Origin of the sequence: Tenuibacillus multivorans (assembly GCF_900103915.1) — a bacterium.
In the GTDB taxonomy this organism is placed as follows: domain Bacteria; phylum Bacillota; class Bacilli; order Bacillales; family Alkalibacillaceae; genus Tenuibacillus; species Tenuibacillus multivorans.
In genome coordinates this window covers 26097-51550 of the sequence record NZ_FNIG01000001.1, presented here as the reverse complement: position 1 = coordinate 51550, position 25454 = coordinate 26097, and the positions used below count along the sequence as shown (strand labels likewise).

The window sequence follows — 25454 nt, the reverse complement described above, 5'->3', positions numbered from 1 at the left end:
GTTATAATAGAGAAGAAAACCTAAAGGAGAAGTTATCCATGGCATATCAGGCTTTGTATCGAGTTTGGCGTCCGCATAAATTTGAAGATGTTGTTGGACAAGTACATATCACGCGCACGTTGCAAAATGCGATGGAACAGCAAAAAGTCGCGCACGCCTATTTATTTACAGGGCCTCGCGGAACCGGAAAGACTAGTGCGGCGAAAATTTTTGCGAAAGCGATTAACTGCGAACATGCACCCGTAAAAGAACCGTGTGGTGAGTGTGATGCGTGCCAAGGTATTCAAAATGGTTCAATATCCGATATCATAGAAATTGATGCGGCTTCAAACAATGGTGTTGATGATATTCGTGAAATAAGGGATAAGGTTAAGTATGCGCCTAGTGCTGTGGATTTTAAAGTTTACATCATAGACGAGGTTCACATGCTATCACAAGGTGCGTTTAATGCGTTATTAAAAACGCTAGAAGAACCACCTAGGCATGTCATCTTTATTTTAGCAACAACAGAACCACATAAAATTCCGTTAACGATTATTTCACGTTGTCAGCGATTTGATTTTAAACGTATATCACATCAAGTCATCGTCGATCGATTAAAACATATATTAGATGAAGAAGGCATTCAATACGATGAACACGCCTTAATTCATGTCGCCTTAACAGCTGAGGGTGGTATGCGTGATGCCCTTAGTTTACTCGATCAAGCCATTGCTTATAGCGATGATTTGAATATTCAAATGGATGATGTTTTAGCTGTGACCGGATCTATCCCGCAGGAACGTCTATTAGCGATGATTGATTCATTGGCTCAACATGAAGCTAGACAGGCGTTGAACTATTTAGAGGAGAGCATGCAGGAAGGGAAAGATCCGAACCGGTTTGTGTTTGATTTAATTCACTTTTTACGTGATTTATATATGTATTCAAGTGCGGAAAATATGGATGATGTGTTGGTTAGAGCTATTCCTAATGAACATTTTAAAGAAGTGGCTGAAAACTTATCGAGTCACTGGTTCGAGAAAGCTATTGAAATATTAAATGAAACACAGCAAGATATGAAGTGGACCAATAGCCCAAAGGTGTTATTAGAAATAGCATTATTGAACATACAAGAAATAGATACGAAACAACCGGAACAAGCTGATCAGTCAGCTATCCCTTCTGATTTGATTCAGCAAATTGGTCAATTAGAAAAAGAAATTAAACGATTAAAAGAGCAGGGCGTTGCAACTCAACCTCAGGAGCAGAACAAACCAAAACGTCGCGCACCTCAATCAAGAGGAAATCACTATAAAGTACCGTATGAAAAGGTTCGTTACACCTTATCAGAAGCGACGAAGGAAGATTTGAAAAAGGTTAAGTCGAATTGGGCGGCATTTATGGATAATTTGAAAAAAACAAGCCCGCCAGCTCATGCTAAGCTAGCTGACAGCAAACCGCGTGCTGCATCGTCCAAGTCATTAATCATTTCGTTTAAATATGAAATTCATTGTTCTTTAGTTTTGGAAAACCAAGACATGATCGAATCAGCATTATCTGAATACATTGGTAAAAAGCTAACGATTATTCCGATACCTGATAGCGAGTGGGAATCCATTCGTGAAGACTTTTTAAATCAACAACGACCATCTGAAACCTCAGGTAAAGAACCGGAGCAAGAAGACCCACTCGTAGAAGAGGCAAGAAAATTGGTTGGCGATGAGTTGTTAGAAATAAAAGAATCTTAAGGAGGATTTCACATGCGTGGTGGAATGGGAAATATGAACAATATGATGAAACAAATGCAAAAAATGCAAAAGAAAATGATGAAGGCTCAAGAGGAGCTTCATGAATTGAGTTTTGAAGCAACTGCTGGTGGTGGCATGGTCAAGGTTGTTGCTAATGGTAAAAAAGAGATTACAGACATTGAAATCAATGAAGAAGTTGTGGATCCAGATGATGTTGATATGCTACAAGATTTAATTCTTGCTGCAACGAATGATGTGTTAGGTCAAGTCGATCAAACGACTAACGATAAAATGGGACAATTCACACAAGGAATGAATTTACCAGGTTTCTAGGAGGCTTGCATCATGTATTATCCTGAACCGATCTCCAAACTGGTTGACAGTTTTACAAAATTGCCAGGAATAGGGCCAAAAACGGCGGTTCGCCTGGCTTTTTTTGTGTTGAACATGGAAGAAGATGATGTCTTAGATTTTGCGAAAAATTTAGCAAATGCGAAGCGTGAACTCACTCACTGTAGTGTGTGTGGCCATATTACAGATACAGACCCTTGTCGCATTTGTGATGATCGGGAACGAGATGGCTCCATTATTTGTGTCGTTCAAGATCCGAAAGATGTCATCGCAATGGAAAAGATGAAAGATTATCAAGGGAAATATCATGTACTTCATGGGGCGATTTCACCAATGGATGGAATTGGACCAGAAGATATAAACGTTCCTCCACTAATCGAACGTTTAAAAGACGAAGAGGTAAAAGAGTTAATTTTGGCGACGAATCCAAATGTTGAAGGGGAAGCGACAGCGATGTACATTTCCCGTTTAGTTAAACCATCAGGCATTCGAATTTCGAGAATTGCACACGGGCTTCCAGTTGGTGGAGATTTAGAGTATGCCGATGAAGTAACTCTATCAAAAGCGCTAGAAGGAAGACGTGATTTATAGAAATCTCTTTTTGTTTTGGTTCTATTTTAATGGATAAACGCATAGGTTAAAGTAGGACAAGCGAAAGGAGATTCGTGATGGATCCAATAGTCATTATCTTAGCTTTTGTAGCCGTATTAGTTTTATTGTTATTCTTTGGACCTCCTATGAAAGTGATGCGCTGGATGTCACTCGGTGTTGTAAAAATTGTGATCGGTGCGTTATTTATCTTTTTTGCCAATGTGTTTGGATCAATGTTTGGCTTACACATTCCGATTAACTTTATTACATCAGCAATCGCTGGGTTCTTAGGCCTTTTTGGTTTAGGTGCATTGGTCGTCATTCAATTTTTAATTATTCCATAGAGAAAAGCCCGTCATGGATTTTTGTTCATGGCGGGCTTGTTTATTAATAGACGTGAAGGGCTTTCCCTACCCAAGAAACTACTATATATTGATAAATTCAGTTAAACATTCAGAGGTTTAATAGTCATTAGTTGATTAATATTAAAACTTTTTATGTATAAAACTAGATTTCCTTGGCCACCCTAGTTGATGGAGGTGGGGATCATGGAATCTAAATCTATGAAACAATGTAAGATTTGTGAAGAATGGAAGACAGAAGGGATTTATTTATTCATATCTTTTATTTGTTCAAACTGTGAGAAGGAAATTTTAGAAACCGATCCAACTGACGAACGTTATCAATACTATGTCGATAGGTTAAGACGTAGCCAAGCACCAAAAAATCTTTTAATACAATAAGTGTGTCAAAGGGCGTTGAAGGCGCTCTTTTTTTGTTTTTAGAAATATTAAAATTTCGGTTTGTGGATAACTTCTTAGTTATTTATAGCCACGTCTAGCTCCGAGCGCCAAAAACTAAGCGACTTCACGAATCGCCCTACGATAAGTCATCATCGGTTCGCAGGCTCACCGTGATTCCTTTATCTCAGTTGATTCGCTCCAGTCGCTACGTTTTTAACCGGCGCTCTGCGCTTTTGTTCTTTTATCATGATATGATAGTCTTGAATGGAAGTCTAAGGAGAATTTCAATGGATCAATCACACGCACCTTTATATGAAATGTTAACGCAACATGTCAAACAACAACCAAAAAGCTATCACGTTCCTGGACATAAAAATGGAGCGGTTTTTCCAACAGAAGGGGACGTGTTTTCACATATTTTGCGTTATGATTTAACTGAGCTTCCTGGGTTAGATGATTTACATCAGCCGGAAGGGGCGATTTTAGAGGCTGAAAGGCTAGCTGCGGCATTTTACAAGACTGACTATACGTTTTTCCTGGTGAACGGATCGACAGTAGGTAATTTAGCGATGATTTTAAGTGTGTGTCAGCCAGGTGATACAATCATCGTTCAGCGTAATAGTCATAAATCGATTATGAATGGCTTAGAACTCGCTGGAGCTAAACCGATTTTTGTGTCTCCAAGTTATGATGAACGAACAGAACGTTATTCGGATTTGAAACCGAGCAATGTTAAAAAGGCCATTGAAGCTAATCCAGAGGCGAAAGCGGTTATGCTTACACATCCCGACTATTTTGGAACGACTTATGATTTATCGCGCATTGTAGAGATGGCACACCAACATAACATTCCTGTTCTAGTCGATGAGGCGCATGGAGCACACTTTCCATTAAGCAACCAATTCCCAGACTCTACATTAAAGGCTGGAGCAGATTTAGTTGTCCATTCAGCACACAAAACGCTGCCTGCTATGACAATGGGCTCTTATTTACATATTCAAGGTTCGCTTGTGACTTATGAAACTCTTAAGCATTACTTGCAAATGCTTCAGTCGAGTAGTCCATCTTATCCGATTATGGCCTCACTCGATTTAGCGCGGAAATATATAGCCGGTTTAAACGAACAAGATATTGAATCCACCCTAAGTGGCGTCAGGCAATTAAGACATCAGCTAAACACATTACCTGATATTGACGTGATGCCGATTCAAGAACAAGTTGACGATCCATTAAAAATCACCTTGACGTCTAGACGTCTTTACATGCGAGCTGTTGAACAGCTGATGCAAGATCAACAGGTTTTTCCGGAAATGATCCAAAACAATCAACTCTTGCTCATATATGGATTACAGGCTGAGCAAAGCCCGTTAAACTGGGTCACAACTTTAAAAGATTCATTAACACATCTCTATAATCAATCAAAACATGATACAATAGCGATAAATAAATTTCAATTTAACGATGTTCAAGGATTAGCTTATGATTATCATATATTAAAGGGTATGCCAACTCAGTGGGTTCGTTGGCAGGATGCGGAAGGCCAAATTGCCGCTTCTTCGGTCATTCCATATCCACCAGGTATACCGATATTATTAAAAGGCGAACGGATCCAAGCAGAACAGATTCGTTATATCGAGCAGGCGATACAAAATCATCAATACATACAATATAATGGAAAAGATATAGAACAAGGAATTGAAATTTTCATCGAGTGAAGAGGAGTTAGACCAGTGAATGGATTATTTATAACATTTGAAGGCGTAGAGGGTGCCGGAAAAACAACGGTGTTATCGTACATTTATCAGGAATTAGAACAAAAAGGCTATGATGTCATTAAAACGCGTGAACCAGGTGGGATAGAAATCTCTGAAAAAATTCGCGAGGTTATTTTAGATAAAAATCATACAGCTATGGATGGTCGTACAGAGGCTTTATTGTATGCTGCAGCGAGAAGACAGCACCTCGTTGAGAGGGTTGTACCGGCATTAAAAGAAGGTCAAATCGTCCTTTGTGATCGTTTTATTGATAGTAGTTTAGCGTATCAAGGCTATGCTAGAGATTTAGGCATGGATGAGGTTTATACGGTCAATAAATTTGCTATTGAAAACTGTATGCCAGACTTAACGGTTCTCTTTAGTTTGGATCCTAAATTTGGGTTGAAACGTATTGCTGATAATAAAGGACGAGAGCAGAACCGTCTGGATTTAGAAAAAGTCAGTTTTCATGAAAAAGTGGCTGAGGCCTATCGAATATTGGAGGACAGATTCCCCAAACGTATTCGTTCTATTGATGCTAGTCAGTCGTTAGAGTCTGTTCAAAACGAATGTCTACATTTAATTGAGTCATATTTAAATAGGTAAATGTAAATCCTAACATTAAGAAAATCACAAAAAATACTAAATGACTGCTAAATCGTCTGACAACTTGTTATAATAGTATAAAAGACGTTTGAAGGAGGAAAAGGATGAAATTAATCCTTGCTGTCGTACAGGATAAAGATGTGACCCGATTACAGGATGCTTTGTCTGAAGCCAAGTTTAAAACCACGAAGTTAGCATCAAGTGGCGGGTTTTTAAAGGAAGGTAATACGACTTTAATGATTGGCTGTGATGATGATCACGTCGATCAGGCACTCGATCTAATACGTGATAACTGTAGTCGTCGAGAACAAATGGTTGCGCCAATCTCACCGATGGGCGGCAATGCTGACTCCTATATTCCAAAGCCGGTTAAAGTTGAAGTTGGTGGCGCCACGGTCTTTGTTTTACCTGTCGATGCTTTCCATCATTTTTAAAAGGGGGTGCGGCCTATGAAGATTAGTCAGGAATTACGTTCTCAAGTCGAAACTGCCAAATCGAATACAACCAAAAATAATACGACAACGACGTCGTTTCAGCAGGCCGTCTCTCATGAAAAACAGAAGATGCATGAAAGTGAACTAAATCGTCTGTTAGGAAATTTATCAGCCCAGGGTGAAAAGGTCGCAAAGTTTCGCTCGTTTAAAGATTTGGCGCGCTATAAGAAAATGGTGCAGCAATTTATAGAAGAAGCGGTGCAATATGGATTAGAATTAGAACAATCCAGAAGTTGGAGCATGAACGGCGATAACCGAAAATTAATGCTCGTTAAACAAATCGATGAAAAGCTTGTTCAACTTACCGATGATGTTTTAGATCAAGAAAAACCATCACTTGATATTCTAGATGTCATTGGTGAGATTAAAGGACTCTTATTAAATTTACGGGCATAAAAAGAGATAGGGATAGGATGAACTAAAATGACAACATGGGTTGATCTCGAGAGCTACCAACCAGTTGCAGTTAAAATGCTACAACATAGTATTACAAGACAACGAATAGCGCATGCCTATTTATTTCATGGGCCACCTGGGACTGGCAAGCAAGAGGCCAGTCTTTTGTTTGCTATGCGCTATTTTTGTGAACATATAGATGAATCAACGGCTGAGCCTTGTCACCAATGTCATTCCTGTAAACGGATCAAGTCTGGAAACCATCCCGATCTACATTGGATCGAACCAGATGGCCAGTCGATTAAAAAGGACCAAATTGAATACTTACAAAAAGAATTTACGTATACGGGATTAGAGTCTAACCAAAAGGTTTATGTCATTATGCAGGCCGAGAAAATGACGGTAAACGCAGCCAATCGTTTGCTTAAGTTTTTAGAAGAGCCAAGTCGAGAGACAGTTGCGATCTTGATAACAGATCACGCTGGTCGTATGTTAGATACGATTGTATCACGTTGTCAACGGGTTCAGTTTCATACACTGTCTAATCTTCATTTGTATAACCAGTTAGTTGAAAAAGGATTAACCGAATCAACAGCAAGCCTGTTTGCTGCTATGAAAATAGATGTAGATCAGGCCGTTAAATGGAATGAAGATGATTGGTTTGCCGAAGCACGAAAAATAGTGATACAATTAATGGATAGAGTTATGAACTCTAATGAAGAAGGATATCTTTACTTACATCAAGTATACTTAAAACATTTTAAGGGAAGGGACGCATTAGAGTTTGGTTTGGAGCTATTACTAATCTGGTTCCAAGACATCGTTTCCTTCCATCTAGATAAGCAAGGTTCTATCGTTCTAATCGATCAAAAGGAACGATTAGAACAATATCATTATGTGGTATCGTTGTCGGAAGCTAAAACACTTATATACGAAATTTTAAATACAAAACGAAAACTAGCACAAAACGTACATCCGACATTAGCCATGGAATACTTAATCCTTCAATTACAAAGGTGAGGTGAACGTTTTGGTAGAAGTTATAGGGGTCCGCTTTAAACAGGCGGGTAAAATATATTATTTTGATCCAGGCGATTTAAACATGACAACTGAGGATTATGTCATTGTGGAAACCGTACGTGGTATTGAGTTCGGCAAGGTGGTCATCGCCAATAAAAAAGTGGATGAAGAGGATGTTGTCTTGCCACTTAAAAAGGTTATCCGTATTGCTGATGATAAAGATAAATTAACCATCAGTGAGAATAAAGATAAGACGGAGGAAGCCTATCAAGTATGTGTACAAAAAATAAAAGAGCATGAGCTTGACATGAACTTAGTTGATGCGGAATTTACATTTGACCGAAATAAAATTATCTTTTACTTTACAGCAGAAGGTCGAGTTGACTTTCGCGAGTTAGTCAAAGATTTAGCTGCTGTGTTCAAAACACGAATCGAGCTTAGACAGATCGGTGTTCGTGATGAGGCGAAAATGCTTGGTGGTATTGGGCCTTGTGGTCGAATGTTATGCTGCTCAACTTTCTTAGGTGATTTTGAACCCGTATCTATTAAAATGGCTAAGGACCAAAACCTATCCTTAAACCCAGCTAAAATATCTGGTCTATGTGGCCGTCTCATGTGCTGCTTAAAATATGAAAATGATATGTATGAGGATGCGAAACAAGAGTTACCAGATATTGGTGAAGTCATGACCACTTCTAACGGTAAAGGAAAAGTTGTTGGCCTAAACATTTTAGAAAAATTGGTCCAGGTTGAATTAGAAGAAATGGAACGGGTTGTTGAATATACAATAGATGAACTCATCGAAGAAGGAGCTATTTCCGTACCAGCCACAGAATAATGAGGTGGATGACGTGAACAAAAAAGAAATGTTAGAACGCTTTTCATTATTAGAGAAGCGATTTGAAGAACTACAAGAGGATTTTGTAACGTTAAAAAAAGACCTTGTTCAGCTTGTAGAGGAGAATCATCAACTTGCTCATGAGAATCATCATTTACGTCAACGATTAGAGGAATTATCACCGGAATCAGCCAAGCAAGGTTTGACAGAGCAAAACCAAGAAGGGGATCATAAGTCTTCCGTTGGTGAAGGTTATGATAACCTTGCCCGCATTTACGAAGAAGGTTTTCATATTTGTCATGTTTATTTTGGTACACCTAGAGAAGAAGAAGATTGTATCTTTTGTCTTAAATTTTTTGGTTAAAAGTATAATGTTTTGGGGAACGCACCTAGGTCCAGTAAGGATGGGTGTGTTCTTTAAATTGAAAGGAATATAACGATGGTCGAATTAAGAGATGACGAACGTATAGATTATTTGCTAGCTGATCGAAAACGGCGAATTATCCAGAGTCAAACGGTATTCGCTTTCTCCATCGATGCGGTATTATTAGCCTATTTTACTTATTTACCACTGACAAAAGGTAAAATAATCGACCTTTGTACGGGTAATGGGGTCATTCCACTGTTTTTATCAAAGAAATCAAAAGTACCGATGACAGGCGTAGAAATCCAAGATCGTCTTTATGATATGGCGGTTAGAAACGTAAAGCTCAATGAACTGGAGGATCAAATCGATTTTCTTCATGAAGATTTAATAGGATTAGCTCAAAAAATAGGTTATCACCGTTATGATTTAGTAACCTGCAATCCACCTTATTTTAAAACGATTGATCTCGATAAACGTAATGATAATGAACATTTAGCGATAGCTCGTCATGAGATCTACTGCACATTAGATGACGTGTTAAAGTCTTGTAGTCAGTTAGTTAAATCTGGTGGGAAGGTGTCAATGGTTCATCGGCCAAATCGGTTAGCTGAAATTATTCAAATTGCTAGAGGCTATCGATTGGAACCTAAACGATTACAACTAGTACATCCGAAAAGGAAAAAGGAAGCGAACATTGTATTAGTTGAATTTATAAGAGATGGTAGTCCAGAAATGAAGGTAGAACCACCTATTTATATTCATGATGAAGACGGGAACTATACGGAAGAGGTTGCGAAGATCTTGTACGGTGAAGAAGGGAGTCGCATTCATGGTTCACATTCAGAAAAGTTTCGACTCTGACGATGCGAAGTTATTTATTGTACCGACGCCAATCGGTAACCTAGATGATATGACGTTTCGAGCGGTCAAAACATTAGAAAACGTTGAATTAATAGCTTGTGAGGATACACGGCAAACGAAGAAACTACTTAGTCATTTTAATATCGAAAAACCTTTACTCAGTTATCATGAGCATAATAAGTATAATCGTGAGGAAGGGCTGGTGGACCGGTTAAAGCAAGGACAGTCGATTGCTTTGGTCAGTGATGCAGGAATGCCGATTATATCTGATCCAGGCTTTGAAATCGTTCGCCGTTCACGTGAAGAAGGGATTGATGTGACAGTCCTACCTGGAGCGAATGCAGCATTAACGGCATTAGTTGGTTCGGGTATTGATTCAAGAACCTTTACGTTTTATGGTTTTTTACCAAGGAAGAAAAAAGAAATGGTTGATGTATTGGAAACGTTAGGTCGAACCAATCATACGTTAATCTTTTATGAATCTCCTTACCGCATTAAACAGACCTTAAAGGTAATGCATGAAGCATATTCTCCGACGCGTCAAATTTCAGTCGCTCGTGAGTTAACGAAAAAATTTGAGGAGTACGTTTATGGAACGCTAGATGAGGTTACTCTATATATGCAGTCTGAAAGCGCGGAACTTAGAGGGGAGTTTTGTATCGTATTAGAGGGACAAAAGGAATTTGATGATGAGGAGGAGCAGTGGTGGGACAAGTTAGCGTTAAATGAACATGTCGACTATTATATTGAGAAAGGTTATTCAACTAAAGATGCGATTAAGGTAGTGGCTAAAGATCGATCATTACCTAAGCGTGAAGTCTATCAGGACTATCATCGGTAAATAAATAATAAAAAAGGTTACAGCCTTTTACACCGTAACCCTTGCATCAGTTCTTATAGTTTAAATTTATTTTGAATTTCGTCGATAAGCTTTTGAGCGCCTTCTTTACTTAAGACGATTTGGCCATCACCCACAGGTTCATTACTGTCAGAGATTTCACCAGTAATATCACACGCCATATAAGGCTTGTATTTTTTTAGGATGATTTTATCGTCATCTACATAAATTTCGAGTGAATCTTTAACATTAATGTCTAGTGTACGACGTAATTCGATTGGGATGACAACTCTCCCCAATTCGTCTACTTTTCTTACAATTCCTGTAGATTTCATACTTTTCTCTCCTCTCGATCATTTTCGCTATCTTTTTGATGATAGAGTACCACTGTTCTAGGTTGAAGTCAATCAAGAAAATTCCAAAGCTACCAATATTTTTCCCGATTCTTCATTTATCTCTTTGTCAAAGAAGTACCGTGGAATTTTCATTATGGAAATCATAAAGCGAAATCGTTACAATAGTACCTAGCATCTCTTCAATAGTTTATCAAATTTCAGAAAAATAGAAAACAAATATTTCAAAAAGATAATATTTTTAAGGAGGTTAAGACATGCCAGAGGAAAAGAATACATTTTATATTACGACACCGATTTATTACCCGAGTGGAAATTTACACATTGGTCATGCTTATACGACCGTCGCTGGTGACGCGATGGCACGTTATAAACGCTTAAGAGGTTATGACGTCATGTATCTAACGGGTACAGACGAACACGGTCAAAAAATACAACGAAAAGCTGAAGAAGATGGCGTATCACCTCAACAATATGTTGATCATATTGTTGACGGTATTCAACAGCTATGGAAAAAGCTTGATATTTCCCATGATGATTTTATTCGTACAACGGAAGATCGTCATAAGGAAATCGTTGAGAAAATTTTTGACCGTCTTGTGAAACAGGGTGATATTTATTTAGATGAGTACGAAGGCTGGTATTGTACGCCTTGTGAATCCTTCTTTACAGATCGTCAATTAGAGGATGGGAACTGTCCAGATTGTGGACGTCCTGTTGAAAAGGTAAAAGAAGAATCGTATTTCTTTAAAATGAGTAAATACGTTGATCGTTTGGTTGAGTTTTACGATGAAAACCCTGGATTTATTCAACCGGAAACGCGAAAAAATGAAATGTTGAATAACTTTATAAAACCAGGTCTAGAGGACTTGGCAGTTTCCCGGACAACGTTTGATTGGGGAATTCAAGTACCTAGTGATCCGAAACACGTGATTTATGTATGGATTGATGCCTTGTCTAATTATATTACCGCGTTAGGCTATGGTACTGATCATGATGAACGCTATCAAAAATATTGGCCTGCAGATGTGCATTTAGTTGGAAAAGAAATCGTTCGTTTCCATACGATTTATTGGCCGATTATGTTGATGGCACTTGACCTCCCATTACCGAAGAAGGTTTTTGCACATGGTTGGTTATTGATGAAGGACGGTAAAATGTCTAAATCTAAAGGAAATGTGGTCGACCCTGTTGATTTAATTGACCGCTATGGTTTAGATGCTCTTCGTTACTACTTATTACGTGAAGTACCATTCGGCTCAGATGGGGTCTTTACACCTGAAGCATTTGTTGAGCGTACTAATTATGACTTAGCGAATGACTTAGGTAACTTACTTAACCGTACCGTAGCGATGATTAATAAATATTTTGACGGTCAAATTCCAGCCCTTCAACCAAATGAAACGGAATACGACCAAGACCTACAACAATTGGCGCAACAAACACGCAAAGAGGTTGTAGACGCTATGGAAAACATGGAATTTTCCGTCGCTCTAACAACGCTCTGGCAGTTCGTAAGTCGTACCAATAAATATATTGATGAAAATGAGCCATGGGTATTAGCTAAAGATGAATCTCAAAAAGAACGCCTAGGCAATGTTATGGCTCATTTAGTTGAATCGCTCCGTCATACCGCGATTATGCTACAGCCATTTTTAACGACAACACCGAAGAAAATTTTCGAACAGCTTGGTATTTATGATGAAAATCTACAATCATGGAATAGCTTGGAACATTTCGGTGCGATCAAAGATGGCCAAGTCGTGAAAAAAGGTACACCGATTTTCCCTCGTCTGGATAATGAACAAGAGGTACAGGCGATTAAAGATATGATGACGAATAATGCTAAACCACAGCCACAAGAAGAGGAAGAGGAGAAAGAAGAAAGCGATGAAATTACCATCGATGATTTCTTTAAAGTAGATCTTCGTGTAGCCGAAGTCGTCAAAGCTGAAAAAGTGAAAAAAGCAGATAAGCTATTAAAGCTACAGCTAGATGTTGGAGAGGAAAAACGTCAAGTCGTCTCTGGTATTGCCGAACATTATCAGCCTGATGAATTAACAGGTCAAAAAGTCGTTCTTGTAGCCAACTTAAAACCAGTTAAATTACGTGGGGAGCTGTCTCAAGGAATGATTTTAGCTGGTGAAGATGACTCAGGGAATTTATCACTAGCTTCCGTTGATCAAACTTTACCAAACGGAACTAAAATCAAATAATGGAGAGTGGGGACGAATCGTTTCGTCCCTTTTCCTTTAAGATTAAGGAAATAATTAAGGTTATTAAGAACTAAATGCTTGTTATTGAGAAAAAATCCAATCGGAATGAGAAAAAATCTAGTGAGATTGAGAAAAATTTGTCTAATTATGAGAAAGAACACCTCAGTTTTGAGAAAAAAGGTTCCGATTTTGAGAAAAGGAGTTGAAGAAAATGTTATTCGATACGCATGTTCATTTAAATGCGGATCAATTTATGGATGACCGTGAAGAAGTGATACAACGAGCATTAGATACGGGCGTCAATCAGATGGTTGTCGTCGGTTTTGACCGCAAAACGATCCCGTTAGCCATTGAAATTGCAGAACAATATGATTTCATTTATGCCGCAGTCGGCTGGCATCCAGTTGATGCGATTGACATGAAAGAAGAGGATCTTGATTGGATTGAGGAGCTTAGTCAGCATTCTAAAGTAGTAGCTATCGGTGAAATGGGTTTGGATTATCACTGGGATAAGTCACCTCAAGATGTTCAGAAGGACGTATTTCGTAAGCAAATTCAATTAGCGAAAAAGGTTAAAATGCCAATTATTATTCATAACCGTGAGGCGACTGAGGATATTGTCCAGATTCTAAAAGAAGAAAATGCCGAGGAGTGCGGGGGCATTATGCATTGTTATAACGATGTAGTTGACTACGCGAGAGAGTGCTTAGATCTTGGCTTTTACATTTCACTTGGTGGACCAGTTACGTTTAAGAACGCCACCGATCCGAAAATTGTAGCTGAAGAGGTTCCGTTAGACCGTTTGCTTATCGAAACTGATTGTCCGTTTTTAGCGCCTCATCCAAACCGTGGTACACGTAATGAACCGGCATATGTGAAGTTAGTTGCAGAAAAAATTGCCGAAATTAAAGGTTTAACCCTTGAAGAGGTGGCTGAAGAAACAACGAAAAATGCTAAGAAGGTCTTTTCGCTTAATTCATAAAAATTGGACATAATAATTTTTTACACGCGTAGGTATAAAAAAGGCATGGTTTGACCACAATGCTTTTAGGATCCTAACGCGTGTTTTTTTACATTATTTTTTCGTTTTAGCCATGGCTTGTAATTAAGTTTTAATAATGTGGGAAATCCCTTGCATGATAGGGGATGGCGTTTAGCGAATCTATGAAATTATGAGGTTAGTTATTGACTTTCGCTAGAATCAACCATATAATCAATTGCGAGTCAAAAGGAGGCGTGATGTATGAATTTAGCGAGGGAAAATCACCCGAGCCGTAAACGCTTTAGCCTCAATAAAATGGTGCTTATCATCGTATCATCAATGGTATTACTAGGCATGATTAGCTACATTACATACGAGACGGTAACAGCAGATGTCTTAGTGATACAAGATGGTAAAGAGAAAAAGAATATTACAACAGCAGATAACGTCAGTGAACTTATGGATGAGTTAGGCATAGATGTATCTAAGCACGATGACTTATCCGTTGCACTTGATAGCGAAATAAAAGACGGAATGATAATCGAATATACAAAAGCGAAAAAAATTACGGTTTATATTGACGGTAAGCAACAGGATTACTATACAACGGAAAAAACGGTTAAAGAGTTTTTAAATGATGAATCGATTAAATTAAACGAACATGATGAAATGTCAGTCGCTTTAAATAAAGAAGTAACAGACGAATTAGAGTTTTCGATTCAAAAAGGATTCGAAGTCACCATTACCGACGGTGGTGAAAAGCGGACAGCTATGGTCACGAACCAAACTGTCGGCGACCTACTAGAGGAACAAAATATTACATTAAACGAACATGATCGGGTAAACGCCGAACTAGATGCATCAGTCAAAGATCATCGCAATATCGATATTGTTCGAGTGACCAAAGAAACGGTAACCGAAGAAGTGGCGATTCCATTTCAAACGGAAACGCAACAAGACTCAAGCATGCTAAGAGGAAATTCCGAAGTGTTGCAGTTGGGATCGGATGGTCAAAAGGTACAAACATTCGAAGTGACGAAAGAAAATGGTGAAGTCGTATCACGTGAATTAATCGAGGAAGAGATCGTAGAAGAAAGCCAAAATCGCATTGTGGCGAAGGGCACAAAAGTACCAGTTAAGCTAGCTTCTGCTGAGGAAGGTGGGGATTGGGAAAGCTTTACATCAACGAAGTATACGGCATTTTGTCCATCAGGCTGTACGGGTTCTACAGCAACAGGTGTCGATGTTTCTGATACGATTTATTATAACGGTATGCGCATTGTCGCTGTCGATCCGAACGTTATTCCGTTATACTCGATTGTTGAGGTTAAAACGCCTAATAATACGTTTAAGGCTATTGCTTTAGATACGGGCGGTTCCATAAAGGGTAAGAAAATTGATATTCTCGTCGATTCGCGTCAAGAAGCGAGTCGCTGGGGATACCGTACCGTACAAGTAAGAATGATTGATAAAAACTAAAACTTTAAGGATAATCCTGCTATACTAAGGATTATCCTTTATTTTTGTATAAGAAAGGAAACATCTTATGTACATACATGAAGTGATTGTCGTAGAAGGTCGTGATGATACGGCTAAGGTTAAATTAGCTGTACAAGCGGATACGATTGAAACGAATGGTTCGGCCATCAATGAACAAATCTATAAACAAATACGTCATGCAAAGGAAAAGCGAGGTGTCATTGTACTAACAGACCCTGATTATCCAGGTGAACGACTGCGCAGACTAATTGATGAACACGTCCCTGGGTGTAAGCATGCGTTTTTGCAAAAGAAAAAGGCTGTTAGTAAACATGGTGTCGGCGTAGAGCATGCGAGCGTTGAGGATATCCGTATGGCGCTTGGACAAGTATATGAAGTTCAAGACGATACGACACCCAAAATCAATTGGCAGCCTTTTTTATTAAAATATGGTCTGTTAGGTGGTCCTCAAGCTAAAGAACGTAGACAACGCTTAGGAGAAAGACTACATATCGGCTATGCCAATGGAAAGCAGCTAGCGAAACGTCTAAATATGTTTCAAATTGATGTTTATACATTCAAAAACACGATGGAGGCCATTTTGAAGGAGGAGAGGTCGTGACTAAACCGATTGCAACGGTATCTAGAACAAGGGATATTATGACGCAACACCAGCTAGACTTTAAAAAAAGTCTGGGGCAAAATTTTATTATCGACGCTAATATTTTGAAAAAAATAGTTGATCGGGCGGAGGCTGATGAGAATACGATTGCTATTGAGATTGGTCCTGGTATTGGTGCCTTAACGGAACAGCTCGCTTTAGTGGTAAAACATGTATATGCCTTTGAAATCGACCAGCGTCTTATTCATGTGTTGGATGATACGTTAAAGAATTATGACAACGTCACGATCTTTAATCAAGATATTTTAGAAGCTGACTTACAAGCTTTTATAAAAGAGAACGTTAAGGAAGGACAATCCGTTAAAGTTGTCGCTAATTTACCTTATTATATTACAACACCGATTCTCATGAAGCTACTCATGGACCGTCTCCCGATTGAGTCTATGACGGTTATGATGCAGAGGGAAGTCGCAGACCGAATGGCGGCAGGGCCGAATACGAAGGAATATGGTTCCTTATCAATTGCGGTACAATATTATACACAGTCTAAGGTTATGATGACGGTTCCCAAGACGTGCTTTATGCCACAGCCAAATGTTGATTCAGCTATCCTACAATTAAAAAGAAGAGAAGAGCCAATTGTTAAGGTTCATGATGAAAATCTTTTTTTTGAATTAGTTCGGACAAGCTTTGGTCAAAGAAGAAAGACGATTAAAAATAATTTACAACGTGGATTTAAAGATCGGCTTTCTAAGGAAGAACTTCAACGACTGTTTGGAGAAGCCGATATCGACCCGGCTAGGCGAGGAGAATCTCTTTCAATTGAAGAATTCGCTTCCTTAGCGAATACTTGTTATACCATGTTAGAAGTTTAGGATGAATAGGCACAACTTCTTCCTTTTATCAATATCGTATAAAAGAAGGCATTTATATAAGATTTGTACGGATGATTAAGTATTGTTTAAAAAAGGGGAGAAGTCCATGAAATGGCATAAAGGCGATATCGTTTCAAGGCGTTCTTATAATCATGATCTTTTATTCCGTGTTCAAGAAGTGAACAAGGAACAAGCTATTTTATTTGGTGAAGATTTTCGTCTTAAGGTTGATGCCCCTTTGGATGATTTGAAGCGTGTAACGGAAAGTGATCGGTTTTTAAGAAAAAAAGAAATGAAGAAAAACGAAGACCTCTCCTATCGTATGTTTCGTCAAGATTATTATTTACGTTCATTCCGTGATTATACACAACCGACATCTGAAAAAGAGCAGAGTATTTCTCAATTTCGCATATGCCCAAAAGTACTGCACATTGATGGCGATTCATTGTTTTTAAAAAAATGTATTCAGTTATATAAACGTCTTGGCTTACAAGTTCATGGGATTCATGTTGATGAAATTGAAATGCCCGAAAAAATTAAAGTATTAATGGAAAAAGTTCAGCCTGACATATTAGTCATAACAGGCCACGATTCATTTTCAAAGCAAAAAGGCGATCAACATGATATTCGAGCTTATCGTAACAGCAAATATTTTGTTGAAGCGGTAAGAGAAGCGAGACGAATTATCCCCAGTTTAGACCAATTAGTCATCTTTGCTGGTGCCTGTCAATCACATTTTGAGTCGTTAATCAAGGCAGGGGCTAATTTTGCAAGCTCGCCAACTAGAATTAATATTCATGCTTTGGATCCGGTTTATGTGGTTGCTAAGGTAGGCTATACACCATTTATGGAAAAAGTCGATATTTTTGATGTCGTTAGTAAAACCATCACGAGAGAAAGAGGGATCGGAGGCATTGAAACGAGCGGCTTTTTTCGGGTTGGATTACCATATATGAAAGAATTACCTATGACTAACGAAAAATCAAAAGATGAATAGGATATAAGTAAAAGCACCATTTTTGTGGTGTTTTTTCTTATCTTAAGATTTGTTGGAAAGTTTGTGGAAAATATATGTATGATTTATCAATTCTAGGTAAGATTAAAAAAAGAATAAAATATTATTGACATTCACTCATACCAATTGTTATAATATTTAATTTCATTTGACTTCCCGCGTGTTGGTATGGTATATTATGACTAGTGAGGTGGAATTCATTATGGGAAAAACCTTAGCGGAAATTAAACAAGCATTGGATCATCGACTTGGTGAGCGTTTAACGTTAAAAGCAAATGGGGGACGCCGTAAAACCATTCATCGTAGTGGTATTTTAGCTGAAACTTATCCATCCGTTTTTATCGTTGAGCTGGACCAAGAAGAACACTCTTTTGAAAGAGTTTCCTACAGTTACACAGATGTGTTAACTGAAACCGTAGAGATTACATTTACCGACGAAGAAGTCACCAAGATGGCGTAACGTAATTTATAAGAATTCACAAATACCCCATCCATTCCCAATATTTTTTCGCAGTAATTACATATACTAAGAGTGTCGTAACTAACGACAAAGGAGTTGTGATCAACCAATGGGACGACGAGGCATTATGTCTGATCGTTTGAAGGAAGAGATCGCAAAGGAGTTAGGTTTTTACGACACGGTACAAAAAGAAGGATGGGGTGGCATTAAGGCTCGAGATGCCGGTAACATGGTCAAACGGGCTGTAGAAATGGCACAAGAGCAAATGGAAAAGGATAGGTCTTAACGGCCTATCCTTTTTTGATGTTGATGGCATACCCCAATTCACGAGTTTTCTTTCAACTCCATTACTGGTTGTGATACAATCGTAAAGTATATGGAGGCAGGTGAGTAAATATGATTTACGAAAAGGCGCCAGCGAAGATTAATTTAACACTTGATGTTTTACATAAACGCGAAGATGGCTATCACGAAGTTGAAATGGTTATGACGACAATCGACTTAGCTGATCGTTTAGCATTTGAGATGATACATGACGATCGAGTTGAAATCGCTTCAGAAAATCGCTTTGTTCCGAACGACAAACGGAACTTAGCCTTCCAAGCCGCGACCATTATGAAAGAAAAATATCATATTAAAAAAGGTGTTCGGATTCATTTAAATAAGAATATCCCAGTGGCAGCTGGTTTAGCAGGTGGAAGCAGTGATGCAGCTGCAACGATACGAGGCATTAACCGTTTATTTGAGTTAAAATTATCCCAAAATGAATTATTAGAAGTTGCGGCTCAAATTGGCTCGGATGTTCCATTTTGCGTGATCGGAGGGACGGCATTAGCCAAAGGCCGTGGCGAACAGCTGAAGCCATTACCATCACCACCTTCTTGTTGGATTGTTTTAGCAAAACCAGATGTTGGGATATCAACAAAAGATGTATATGGTCAAGTCAAGCTTGATCACATAAAGCACCCTAATACATCCTCCGTTATTGAGGCATTAGAAAATCAAGACTTTCTAAAAATGTGCGCTAATTTAAGCAATGTTTTAGAACCAATTACGACGAATATGCATTCAAAGGTCGAACAAATAAAATCGAAAATGATTAATGCGAATGCAACCGGAGTATTAATGAGTGGTAGTGGCCCAACTGTCTTTTCACTTGTTTTAAAACAAGCCAAAGCGGAACGGATTTACAATAGCTTAAGAGGTTTTTGTTCTGAAGTTTATATGGTTCGGATGTTAGGTTAATGTATGGAATTAACGGTTCATTGATGATATAGTAGGTTAAGATTATTCGTTTTTGGTTGAGGTGAACTGAATGAAGCGAAGCGAAAGATTAGTTGGCATGACTCATTTCTTTTTAGAAAATCCGAAGCAATTGTTCTCATTACCGTTTTTTGTTGAACAATATGATGCAGCCAAGTCATCTATTAGTGAAGATATGGATATCATCGATGGGATGTTTAAAAACATAGGAATCGGGGAATTGGTAACAGTTGCAGGTGCAGCGGGTGGTGTACAATATATTCCAAGCTTGTCCAAAAATCAAGCCGATCATTTTATGACAGACCTTATAGAACACTTAGAGGATCCATCAAGAATTTTACCTGGTGGCTATGTATACATGAGTGATATTCTAGGCGAGCCTAAATACATACGAGAAATTGGAAAAATTTTCGCTTCAGCATTTCAATCTGTTAATGCGGACTATGTTGTAACGGTTGCAACAAAAGGTATCCCATTAGCTTATGCCGTTGCTCAAGTGTTAGACATCCCAGTCGTTATTATAAGAAGGGATCCGAAAGTTACAGAAGGTTCAACAGTTAGTATCAATTATGTCTCTGGTTCATCAAGGAAGATTCAAACGATGGTTCTCGCAAAACGCAGTATTAAAGAAGGATCAAACGTGATTATTGTCGATGACTTTATGAAAGCTGGCGGGACGATTCATGGCATGATTAGTTTAATGCACGAATTTAACGCTAATGTTCAAGGGATTGGGGTATTAGCTGAGGCAGAAGATGAGGAAGAAGACCGGAAAGTTGAACAATACACATCACTTTTAAAATTTATTGAGGTCAATGAGGACAAGCATGCGATTCGCGTAAAAAGAGGGAACTATTTCTAATATAATCGTTAGCGGTTTTAGTCATAAAAACAGATGATTTTATATATTTTTCAAGTTTTTAAAAAATTTTTTAAAAATGTTGCAGGAATTTTTAAAAACTTGTGGAAATGCATACATAAGTCCTTATATTTAGAATGATCTTTTCTAAAAGGCTAACTGTTGAATTAGGCCTAGAACTCTTAAAAGGTGGTGAGACATAATGCAAGTAACTGACGTAAGATTGCGCCGTGTGAACACGGATGGTCGTATGCGTGCCATTGCTTCTATTACAATGGATGGGGAGTTTGTTGTTCATGATATTCGCGTAATTGACGGGAATAATGGCTTATTTGTAGCAATGCCAAGTAAACGAACTCCAGATGGGGAATTCCGAGACATCGCTCACCCTATCAACTCCGAAACACGTGGTAAAATTCAAGATGCAGTCTTAGAAGAATACCACCGCGTCGGTGAAGAAGTTGAATATGAAGAAGCAGGAGCTTCTTAAAATTTAAAAAGAGTCTAATCGTTGATCGATTAGGCTCTTTTTTTGTGTAAACTCCTATAGTATTTTATTCCGAACTGCTCACAAAATTGTTAATCATTTCTGTTCCAGCTCAGTTGCAACAGCCTACAATTTAAGATATATTCATAATGGATGATTGTGTTGGAGGGAATGACATGTCAAATAGATACGCTGTTGTTTTAGCAGCAGGTAAAGGAACAAGAATGAAGTCGAAACTATATAAAGTTTTACATCCCGTTTGTGGTAAGCCGATGGTCGAGCATGTTGTCAATCAGTTATCAGGATTGAATTTGAATGACATGATCACGGTTATTGGTTTTGGTGCGGAGTTGGTAAAGGATCAACTTGGAGATCGTACCAATTATGTACTACAAGAGGAACAGTTAGGAACTGGCCATGCGGTACAGATGGCGGAACCTTACTTAAAAGGGAAAAGAGGCACAACAATTGTGGTCTGTGGTGACACGCCACTTCTAACAGGTGAAACGCTAGGTCAATTAATGGATTTCCATGAAAATGAACAAGCGCAGGTAACCGTTTTAACATCTAAACTCGATGATCCAACGGGTTATGGACGCGTCATCCGAAATGAACAAAATGAAGTCGAAAAAATCATTGAACATAAAGATGCTAATGAAATAGAAAAACAAGTTCGAGAAATTAATACGGGTGTTTACTGTTTTGATAACGAACTATTATTTGATGCATTAGACAATGTCTCAAATGACAATGCTCAAGGTGAGTATTATTTACCTGATGTATTATCAATAGCAAAAGAGAGTCATAAAAAAGTCGTCGCTTATACCACCGATAACTTTGAAGAAACAATCGGAGTTAATGACCGTGTGGCTTTAGCTAAGGCTGAGAAAATCATGCAAAAGCGTATTAACGAGGAGCATATGCGTAACGGTGTATCGTTAATTGATTATGAAAACACATACATTGGCCCTGATGTAGAAATCGAGTCTGATGTGGTCATTGAACCAGGTTGTAAAATTACTGGCGATACCGTTATTAAAGCAGGTGTATCCATTGGTCTAAACAGCGAAATTGTCGATAGCTTTGTGGATGAAGGTACAGAAATTAAACAAAGTATTATCACTGAAAGTAAAATCGGAAAATATGTCAATATCGGACCATTCGCTCATATTCGTCCGGCAAGCGATATTCATGACCAGGTTAAAGTTGGAAACTTTGTTGAAGTCAAAAAATCGGAAATAGATCAAAACAGTAAAGTGTCCCATCTATCCTACATTGGTGATGCTGAGGTTGGAAAAGATGCGAATATTGGTTGCGGGACGATTACGGTCAATTATGATGGTAAAAACAAACATAAAACGATTATTGAGGATGGAGCGTTTATTGGCTGTAATTCCAATTTAGTCGCTCCTGTTACCATCGAGAAAGGAGCTTATGTCGCCGCTGGTTCGACAATTACGAAAAATGTACCAGAAAAAGCTCTTTCAATTGCAAGATCACGTCAAGAAAACAAAGAAGGCTATGTCGAACGTTTAAGGAAACGTCAATAATATTTTTTGGAGGTTCTCAATACTATGTCTAATCATTACAACGACCCTTTTTTAAAAGTTTTTAGTTTGAATTCTAACCCTGAGCTTGCTGAGGAAATTGCTGAACAGGTCGGTGTTGAGTTAGGTAAAAGTTCAGTTAAACGTTTTAGTGATGGTGAAATACAGATTAATATTGAAGAAAGTATTCGTGGCTGTGACGTTTTTGTTGTTCAATCAACAAGCTCACCTGTAAATGATCACTTAATGGAATTATTAATTATGATTGATGCTTTAAAACGTGCATCTGCTAGAACGATTAATATTGTGATGCCTTACTATGGTTATGCCCGCCAGGATCGTAAGGCACGTTCAAGAGAACCGATTACTTCAAAGCTTATTGCTGATTTGTTAGAAACAGCAGGTGCTGACCGAGTCATAACTCTTGATTTACACGCCGCACAAATCCAAGGTTTCTTTGATATTCCGATAGACCATTTACTTGGCGTGAAGATTTTAAGTGATTATTTTGAGGAGAAAAACCTAGAAGATGTTGTTGTTGTATCACCGGACCATGGGGGTGTCTCAAGAGCGAGAATGTTAGCTGATCGATTAAAAGCCCCGATTGCTATTATCGATAAAAGACGACCAAAACCTAATGTAGCTGAAGTGATGAATATTGTTGGACAAGTTGAAGGTAAAACAGCTATATTAATTGATGATATTATTGATACAGCCGGTACAATCACATTAGCAGCTAATGCGATGATCGAAAATGGCGCCAAAGAAGTATATGCTTGCTGTACACACCCAGTATTATCAGGGCCTGCAATTGAACGAATCGATAATTCAAAAATTAAAGAGCTTGCCGTAACTAATTCGATTCCTTTAACGGAGGACAAACAATCACCTAAGATCAAACAGCTTTCCGTTGGACAATTAATCGCTGAATCGATTAAGCGTGTTCACGAACACCGCTCAATCAGCTCATTATTTGATTAGACTGTTTTTAGCGAGTTACACGTCTCTAGTTTTGTCCCAAAAACTTGCCAAATGGCGCGTTTCTTTACTTTTTTAATTAAAAAGGTATAATAAAGGGAAAGGAAAAAAATAGAGCTTAAATTGATGACGGAGGTTGAAAAACAATGACAGCAACTATTCAAGCCAAAGACAGATCGGATTTAAGAAGATCTCAAACTAGACATTTAAGAAAAGAGGGCTATATTCCAGCCGTTGTTTACGGAAAAGGAAAAGAGCCTATTACAGTAGCTGTTGAAAGTATCGAATTAATTAAAAATATTCGTGACGAAGGTCGAAATGCTGTATTCGCTCTAGATATTGAAAGCGATAATAAGTTAGATGTCATGCTTTATGATTATCAATCAGATACGATTAAAGGTCAAATATTGCATGCCGACTTCTACCAAGTGGACATGTCTACTGAAGTGGATGTAGAGGTTAATATTAATTTTGAAGGTGAGGCTATTGGTGTTCGTGATGGTGGTGTTAAACAACAATCCATGCACGCTATAAACGTTCGAGCAACACCTAATAATATTCCGGATGAAATTACGGTTGATATTTCTGAATTAAACATTGGTGATAGCATCACAGTTGGCGATCTTAAATCAGGTAAAGATTTTGAAATCTTAGATGAAGATAATTCAACTATCATCTCTATTCTCCCACCTCAACAGGCTTCGGTTCCTGAAGAGGGTGAAGAAGGCGCAGACGATGAAATTGCTGAACCAGAAGTTATTAATGAAAAATCTGACGAAGAAGAGTAAGGTTCAGTTGTATAACGAATGATAAGATAGAGATCGAAGTCACATGTTTTTTTGGCTTCGGTCTTTTCTTGCTTTTAGGCTGTTTTCGTATTTGTTGTTGTTTTTTTAGAACCAATGTCAGATAATGGGTGAAAGAATATTGATGAGCGATAGGCGGCGACTCTAGCGGGACAGCACGAGTGGAAAATCACGCAAAGCGAACGGTAGTGAGCTTTGGGAAGTTGAGGCCGTGCCCCGGAAAGCGTCCGCCGATAGCGGATTAATATCATGCTAAATAGCACCAAAGTTTACGAAAAGAGCCTACTTTTAAAAATAAATATTAAGGAGTCGCATAAAATGAAGTGTATCGTTGGTCTTGGAAACCCAGGCTTTAAATATCGAAAAACACGTCACAATATCGGGTTTATGACAGTCGACCACATGGCCTCAGAAAATGGCTGGAAGATAAATAAAAGTGGTTTTGAGTCGAACTACGCAGAAGAACACTGGAAAGGTGAAAAAATCATATTAGTTAAACCTCAAACATATATGAATTTATCTGGTCAAGCTGTTAAAAAAATCGTCGATTACTATTCTATCGACCCTCAGGATATTTTAGTGATTTATGATGACTTAGACCTACCAAGTGGAAAAATACGTTTGCGACAAAAAGGTGGCCACGGGGGACATAATGGGATCCGCAGCATCATTGACCAACTTGGGACAAAAGAATTTAATCGAATAAGATTTGGTATAGGCCGACCTGAAACGAACATGGATATCATTGATTATGTCCTTGGGAAATTTTCTAAAAATGAAAAACAGAGGGTTGAGCCAGCGATTGAGCAATCCCTACATGCTTGCGAGGACTGGATGGAAAAACCTTTTCTTGAAGTCATGAATACGTATAATTAATTGATATAACTGCATAAACCTCCTTTTAATTGGCAATCATAATTAAT

30 protein-coding genes are annotated in these 25454 nt (G+C 38.3%); 29 read left to right on the top strand and 1 reads right to left on the bottom strand.

Annotation, left to right across the window (positions count from 1 at the left end; translation table 11 throughout):
* Positions 1 to 38 precede the first annotated feature (38 nt).
* From dnaX to rsmI, 14 genes are all read left to right on the top strand, one after another.
* Positions 39 to 1730 (top strand): DNA polymerase III subunit gamma/tau, encoded by a 1692-nt coding sequence (gene dnaX / locus BLP77_RS00275; protein WP_176752900.1) that lies wholly within the window; start codon positions 39 to 41, stop codon positions 1728 to 1730.
* Positions 1731 to 1742: 12 nt separating this feature from the next.
* Positions 1743 to 2063: a YbaB/EbfC family nucleoid-associated protein gene (locus BLP77_RS15715; RefSeq protein ID WP_176752899.1), complete on the top strand. Its 321-nt coding sequence runs from the start codon at positions 1743 to 1745 to the stop codon at positions 2061 to 2063.
* A gap of 12 nt (positions 2064 to 2075) precedes the next feature.
* On the top strand, positions 2076 to 2672 hold the full coding sequence (gene recR, locus BLP77_RS00270) for a recombination mediator RecR (RefSeq protein ID WP_093855105.1): 597 nt from the start codon (positions 2076 to 2078) through the stop codon (positions 2670 to 2672).
* A 77-nt stretch (positions 2673 to 2749) separates the two neighbouring features.
* Positions 2750 to 3016, top strand: a complete 267-nt coding sequence (locus BLP77_RS00265; protein WP_093855104.1) for a pro-sigmaK processing inhibitor BofA family protein — start codon at positions 2750 to 2752, stop codon at positions 3014 to 3016.
* A gap of 204 nt (positions 3017 to 3220) precedes the next feature.
* Positions 3221 to 3415: a sigma factor G inhibitor Gin gene (locus BLP77_RS00260; protein WP_093855103.1), complete on the top strand. Its 195-nt coding sequence runs from the start codon at positions 3221 to 3223 to the stop codon at positions 3413 to 3415.
* A gap of 287 nt (positions 3416 to 3702) precedes the next feature.
* On the top strand, positions 3703 to 5130 hold the full coding sequence (locus tag BLP77_RS00255) for an aminotransferase class I/II-fold pyridoxal phosphate-dependent enzyme (protein WP_176752898.1): 1428 nt from the start codon (positions 3703 to 3705) through the stop codon (positions 5128 to 5130).
* A gap of 15 nt (positions 5131 to 5145) precedes the next feature.
* The gene (gene tmk / locus BLP77_RS00250; protein ID WP_093855101.1) at positions 5146 to 5775 is read left to right on the top strand and encodes a dTMP kinase; all 630 of its coding nucleotides are present in this window, start codon (positions 5146 to 5148) and stop codon (positions 5773 to 5775) included.
* A gap of 104 nt (positions 5776 to 5879) precedes the next feature.
* Positions 5880 to 6209 (top strand): cyclic-di-AMP receptor, encoded by a 330-nt coding sequence (locus BLP77_RS00245; protein ID WP_093855100.1) that lies wholly within the window; start codon positions 5880 to 5882, stop codon positions 6207 to 6209.
* Between the two features lie 15 nt (positions 6210 to 6224).
* The gene (locus tag BLP77_RS00240) at positions 6225 to 6665 is read left to right on the top strand and encodes a YaaR family protein (RefSeq protein ID WP_093855099.1); all 441 of its coding nucleotides are present in this window, start codon (positions 6225 to 6227) and stop codon (positions 6663 to 6665) included.
* 27 nt (positions 6666 to 6692) lie between these two features.
* Positions 6693 to 7685 (top strand): DNA polymerase III subunit delta', encoded by a 993-nt coding sequence (holB, locus tag BLP77_RS00235; protein WP_093855098.1) that lies wholly within the window; start codon positions 6693 to 6695, stop codon positions 7683 to 7685.
* A gap of 10 nt (positions 7686 to 7695) precedes the next feature.
* Positions 7696 to 8523: a PSP1 domain-containing protein gene (locus BLP77_RS00230; protein WP_093855097.1), complete on the top strand. Its 828-nt coding sequence runs from the start codon at positions 7696 to 7698 to the stop codon at positions 8521 to 8523.
* Between the two features lie 28 nt (positions 8524 to 8551).
* A complete protein-coding gene (locus BLP77_RS00225; RefSeq protein ID WP_371859608.1) occupies positions 8552 to 8887 on the top strand; it encodes an initiation-control protein YabA in 336 nt (111 codons plus the stop codon).
* A 75-nt stretch (positions 8888 to 8962) separates the two neighbouring features.
* Complete coding sequence (locus BLP77_RS00220) at positions 8963 to 9751, top strand: tRNA1(Val) (adenine(37)-N6)-methyltransferase (RefSeq protein ID WP_093855095.1); 789 nt, start codon at positions 8963 to 8965, stop codon at positions 9749 to 9751.
* Complete coding sequence (gene rsmI, locus BLP77_RS00215; protein WP_093855094.1) at positions 9720 to 10592, top strand: 16S rRNA (cytidine(1402)-2'-O)-methyltransferase; 873 nt, start codon at positions 9720 to 9722, stop codon at positions 10590 to 10592. The genes BLP77_RS00220 and rsmI overlap by 32 nt, the downstream gene beginning before the upstream one ends.
* Before the next feature lie 53 nt (positions 10593 to 10645).
* Here the strand turns inward: rsmI and BLP77_RS00210 are convergent, their stop codons facing one another.
* Entirely contained in the window at positions 10646 to 10924 is a 279-nt protein-coding gene (locus BLP77_RS00210; RefSeq protein WP_093855093.1) for a transition state genes transcriptional regulator AbrB, read from the bottom strand.
* 275 nt (positions 10925 to 11199) lie between these two features.
* On the opposite strand from BLP77_RS00210, the gene metG reads away from it, so the two are divergent.
* The 15 genes from metG (at position 11200) to pth (ending at position 25407) form a co-directional block, all read left to right on the top strand.
* Positions 11200 to 13158 carry a methionine--tRNA ligase gene (gene metG, locus BLP77_RS00205; protein WP_093855092.1) on the top strand — a complete coding sequence of 653 codons (1959 nt, stop codon included), beginning with the start codon at positions 11200 to 11202 and terminating at the stop codon, positions 13156 to 13158.
* A 211-nt stretch (positions 13159 to 13369) separates the two neighbouring features.
* Complete coding sequence (locus tag BLP77_RS00200; protein WP_093855091.1) at positions 13370 to 14140, top strand: TatD family hydrolase; 771 nt, start codon at positions 13370 to 13372, stop codon at positions 14138 to 14140.
* A gap of 261 nt (positions 14141 to 14401) precedes the next feature.
* Positions 14402 to 15619, top strand: coding sequence for a G5 and 3D domain-containing protein (locus tag BLP77_RS00195; RefSeq protein WP_093855090.1), 1218 nt, complete (start codon positions 14402 to 14404; stop codon positions 15617 to 15619).
* Between the two features lie 67 nt (positions 15620 to 15686).
* Positions 15687 to 16241 carry a ribonuclease M5 gene (rnmV, locus tag BLP77_RS00190; RefSeq protein ID WP_093855089.1) on the top strand — a complete coding sequence of 185 codons (555 nt, stop codon included), beginning with the start codon at positions 15687 to 15689 and terminating at the stop codon, positions 16239 to 16241.
* Positions 16238 to 17116 (top strand): 16S rRNA (adenine(1518)-N(6)/adenine(1519)-N(6))-dimethyltransferase RsmA, encoded by an 879-nt coding sequence (gene rsmA, locus BLP77_RS00185; protein ID WP_143001377.1) that lies wholly within the window; start codon positions 16238 to 16240, stop codon positions 17114 to 17116. Before rnmV ends, rsmA begins: the two co-directional genes overlap by 4 nt.
* A gap of 106 nt (positions 17117 to 17222) precedes the next feature.
* Positions 17223 to 18113: a sporulation peptidase YabG gene (gene yabG / locus BLP77_RS00180; RefSeq protein ID WP_093855088.1), complete on the top strand. Its 891-nt coding sequence runs from the start codon at positions 17223 to 17225 to the stop codon at positions 18111 to 18113.
* Between the two features lie 220 nt (positions 18114 to 18333).
* Positions 18334 to 18591 (top strand): biofilm formation stimulator Veg, encoded by a 258-nt coding sequence (veg, locus tag BLP77_RS00175; protein ID WP_093855087.1) that lies wholly within the window; start codon positions 18334 to 18336, stop codon positions 18589 to 18591.
* Between the two features lie 109 nt (positions 18592 to 18700).
* Positions 18701 to 18877: a small, acid-soluble spore protein, alpha/beta type gene (locus tag BLP77_RS00170; protein ID WP_093855086.1), complete on the top strand. Its 177-nt coding sequence runs from the start codon at positions 18701 to 18703 to the stop codon at positions 18875 to 18877.
* A 110-nt stretch (positions 18878 to 18987) separates the two neighbouring features.
* The gene (gene ispE, locus BLP77_RS00165) at positions 18988 to 19836 is read left to right on the top strand and encodes a 4-(cytidine 5'-diphospho)-2-C-methyl-D-erythritol kinase (RefSeq protein WP_093855085.1); all 849 of its coding nucleotides are present in this window, start codon (positions 18988 to 18990) and stop codon (positions 19834 to 19836) included.
* 70 nt (positions 19837 to 19906) lie between these two features.
* Complete coding sequence (gene purR / locus BLP77_RS00160; RefSeq protein WP_093855084.1) at positions 19907 to 20716, top strand: pur operon repressor; 810 nt, start codon at positions 19907 to 19909, stop codon at positions 20714 to 20716.
* Positions 20717 to 20915: 199 nt separating this feature from the next.
* Positions 20916 to 21203 carry a septation regulator SpoVG gene (spoVG, locus tag BLP77_RS00155; RefSeq protein WP_093855083.1) on the top strand — a complete coding sequence of 96 codons (288 nt, stop codon included), beginning with the start codon at positions 20916 to 20918 and terminating at the stop codon, positions 21201 to 21203.
* 173 nt (positions 21204 to 21376) lie between these two features.
* Complete coding sequence (glmU, locus tag BLP77_RS00150) at positions 21377 to 22750, top strand: bifunctional UDP-N-acetylglucosamine diphosphorylase/glucosamine-1-phosphate N-acetyltransferase GlmU (RefSeq protein ID WP_143001376.1); 1374 nt, start codon at positions 21377 to 21379, stop codon at positions 22748 to 22750.
* Positions 22751 to 22774: 24 nt separating this feature from the next.
* A complete protein-coding gene (locus BLP77_RS00145) occupies positions 22775 to 23728 on the top strand; it encodes a ribose-phosphate diphosphokinase (protein ID WP_093855081.1) in 954 nt (317 codons plus the stop codon).
* A gap of 143 nt (positions 23729 to 23871) precedes the next feature.
* The gene (locus BLP77_RS00140; RefSeq protein ID WP_093855080.1) at positions 23872 to 24513 is read left to right on the top strand and encodes a 50S ribosomal protein L25/general stress protein Ctc; all 642 of its coding nucleotides are present in this window, start codon (positions 23872 to 23874) and stop codon (positions 24511 to 24513) included.
* Between the two features lie 336 nt (positions 24514 to 24849).
* Positions 24850 to 25407: an aminoacyl-tRNA hydrolase gene (gene pth / locus BLP77_RS00135; protein ID WP_093855079.1), complete on the top strand. Its 558-nt coding sequence runs from the start codon at positions 24850 to 24852 to the stop codon at positions 25405 to 25407.
* The last annotated feature ends 47 nt before the right edge of the window (positions 25408 to 25454 follow it).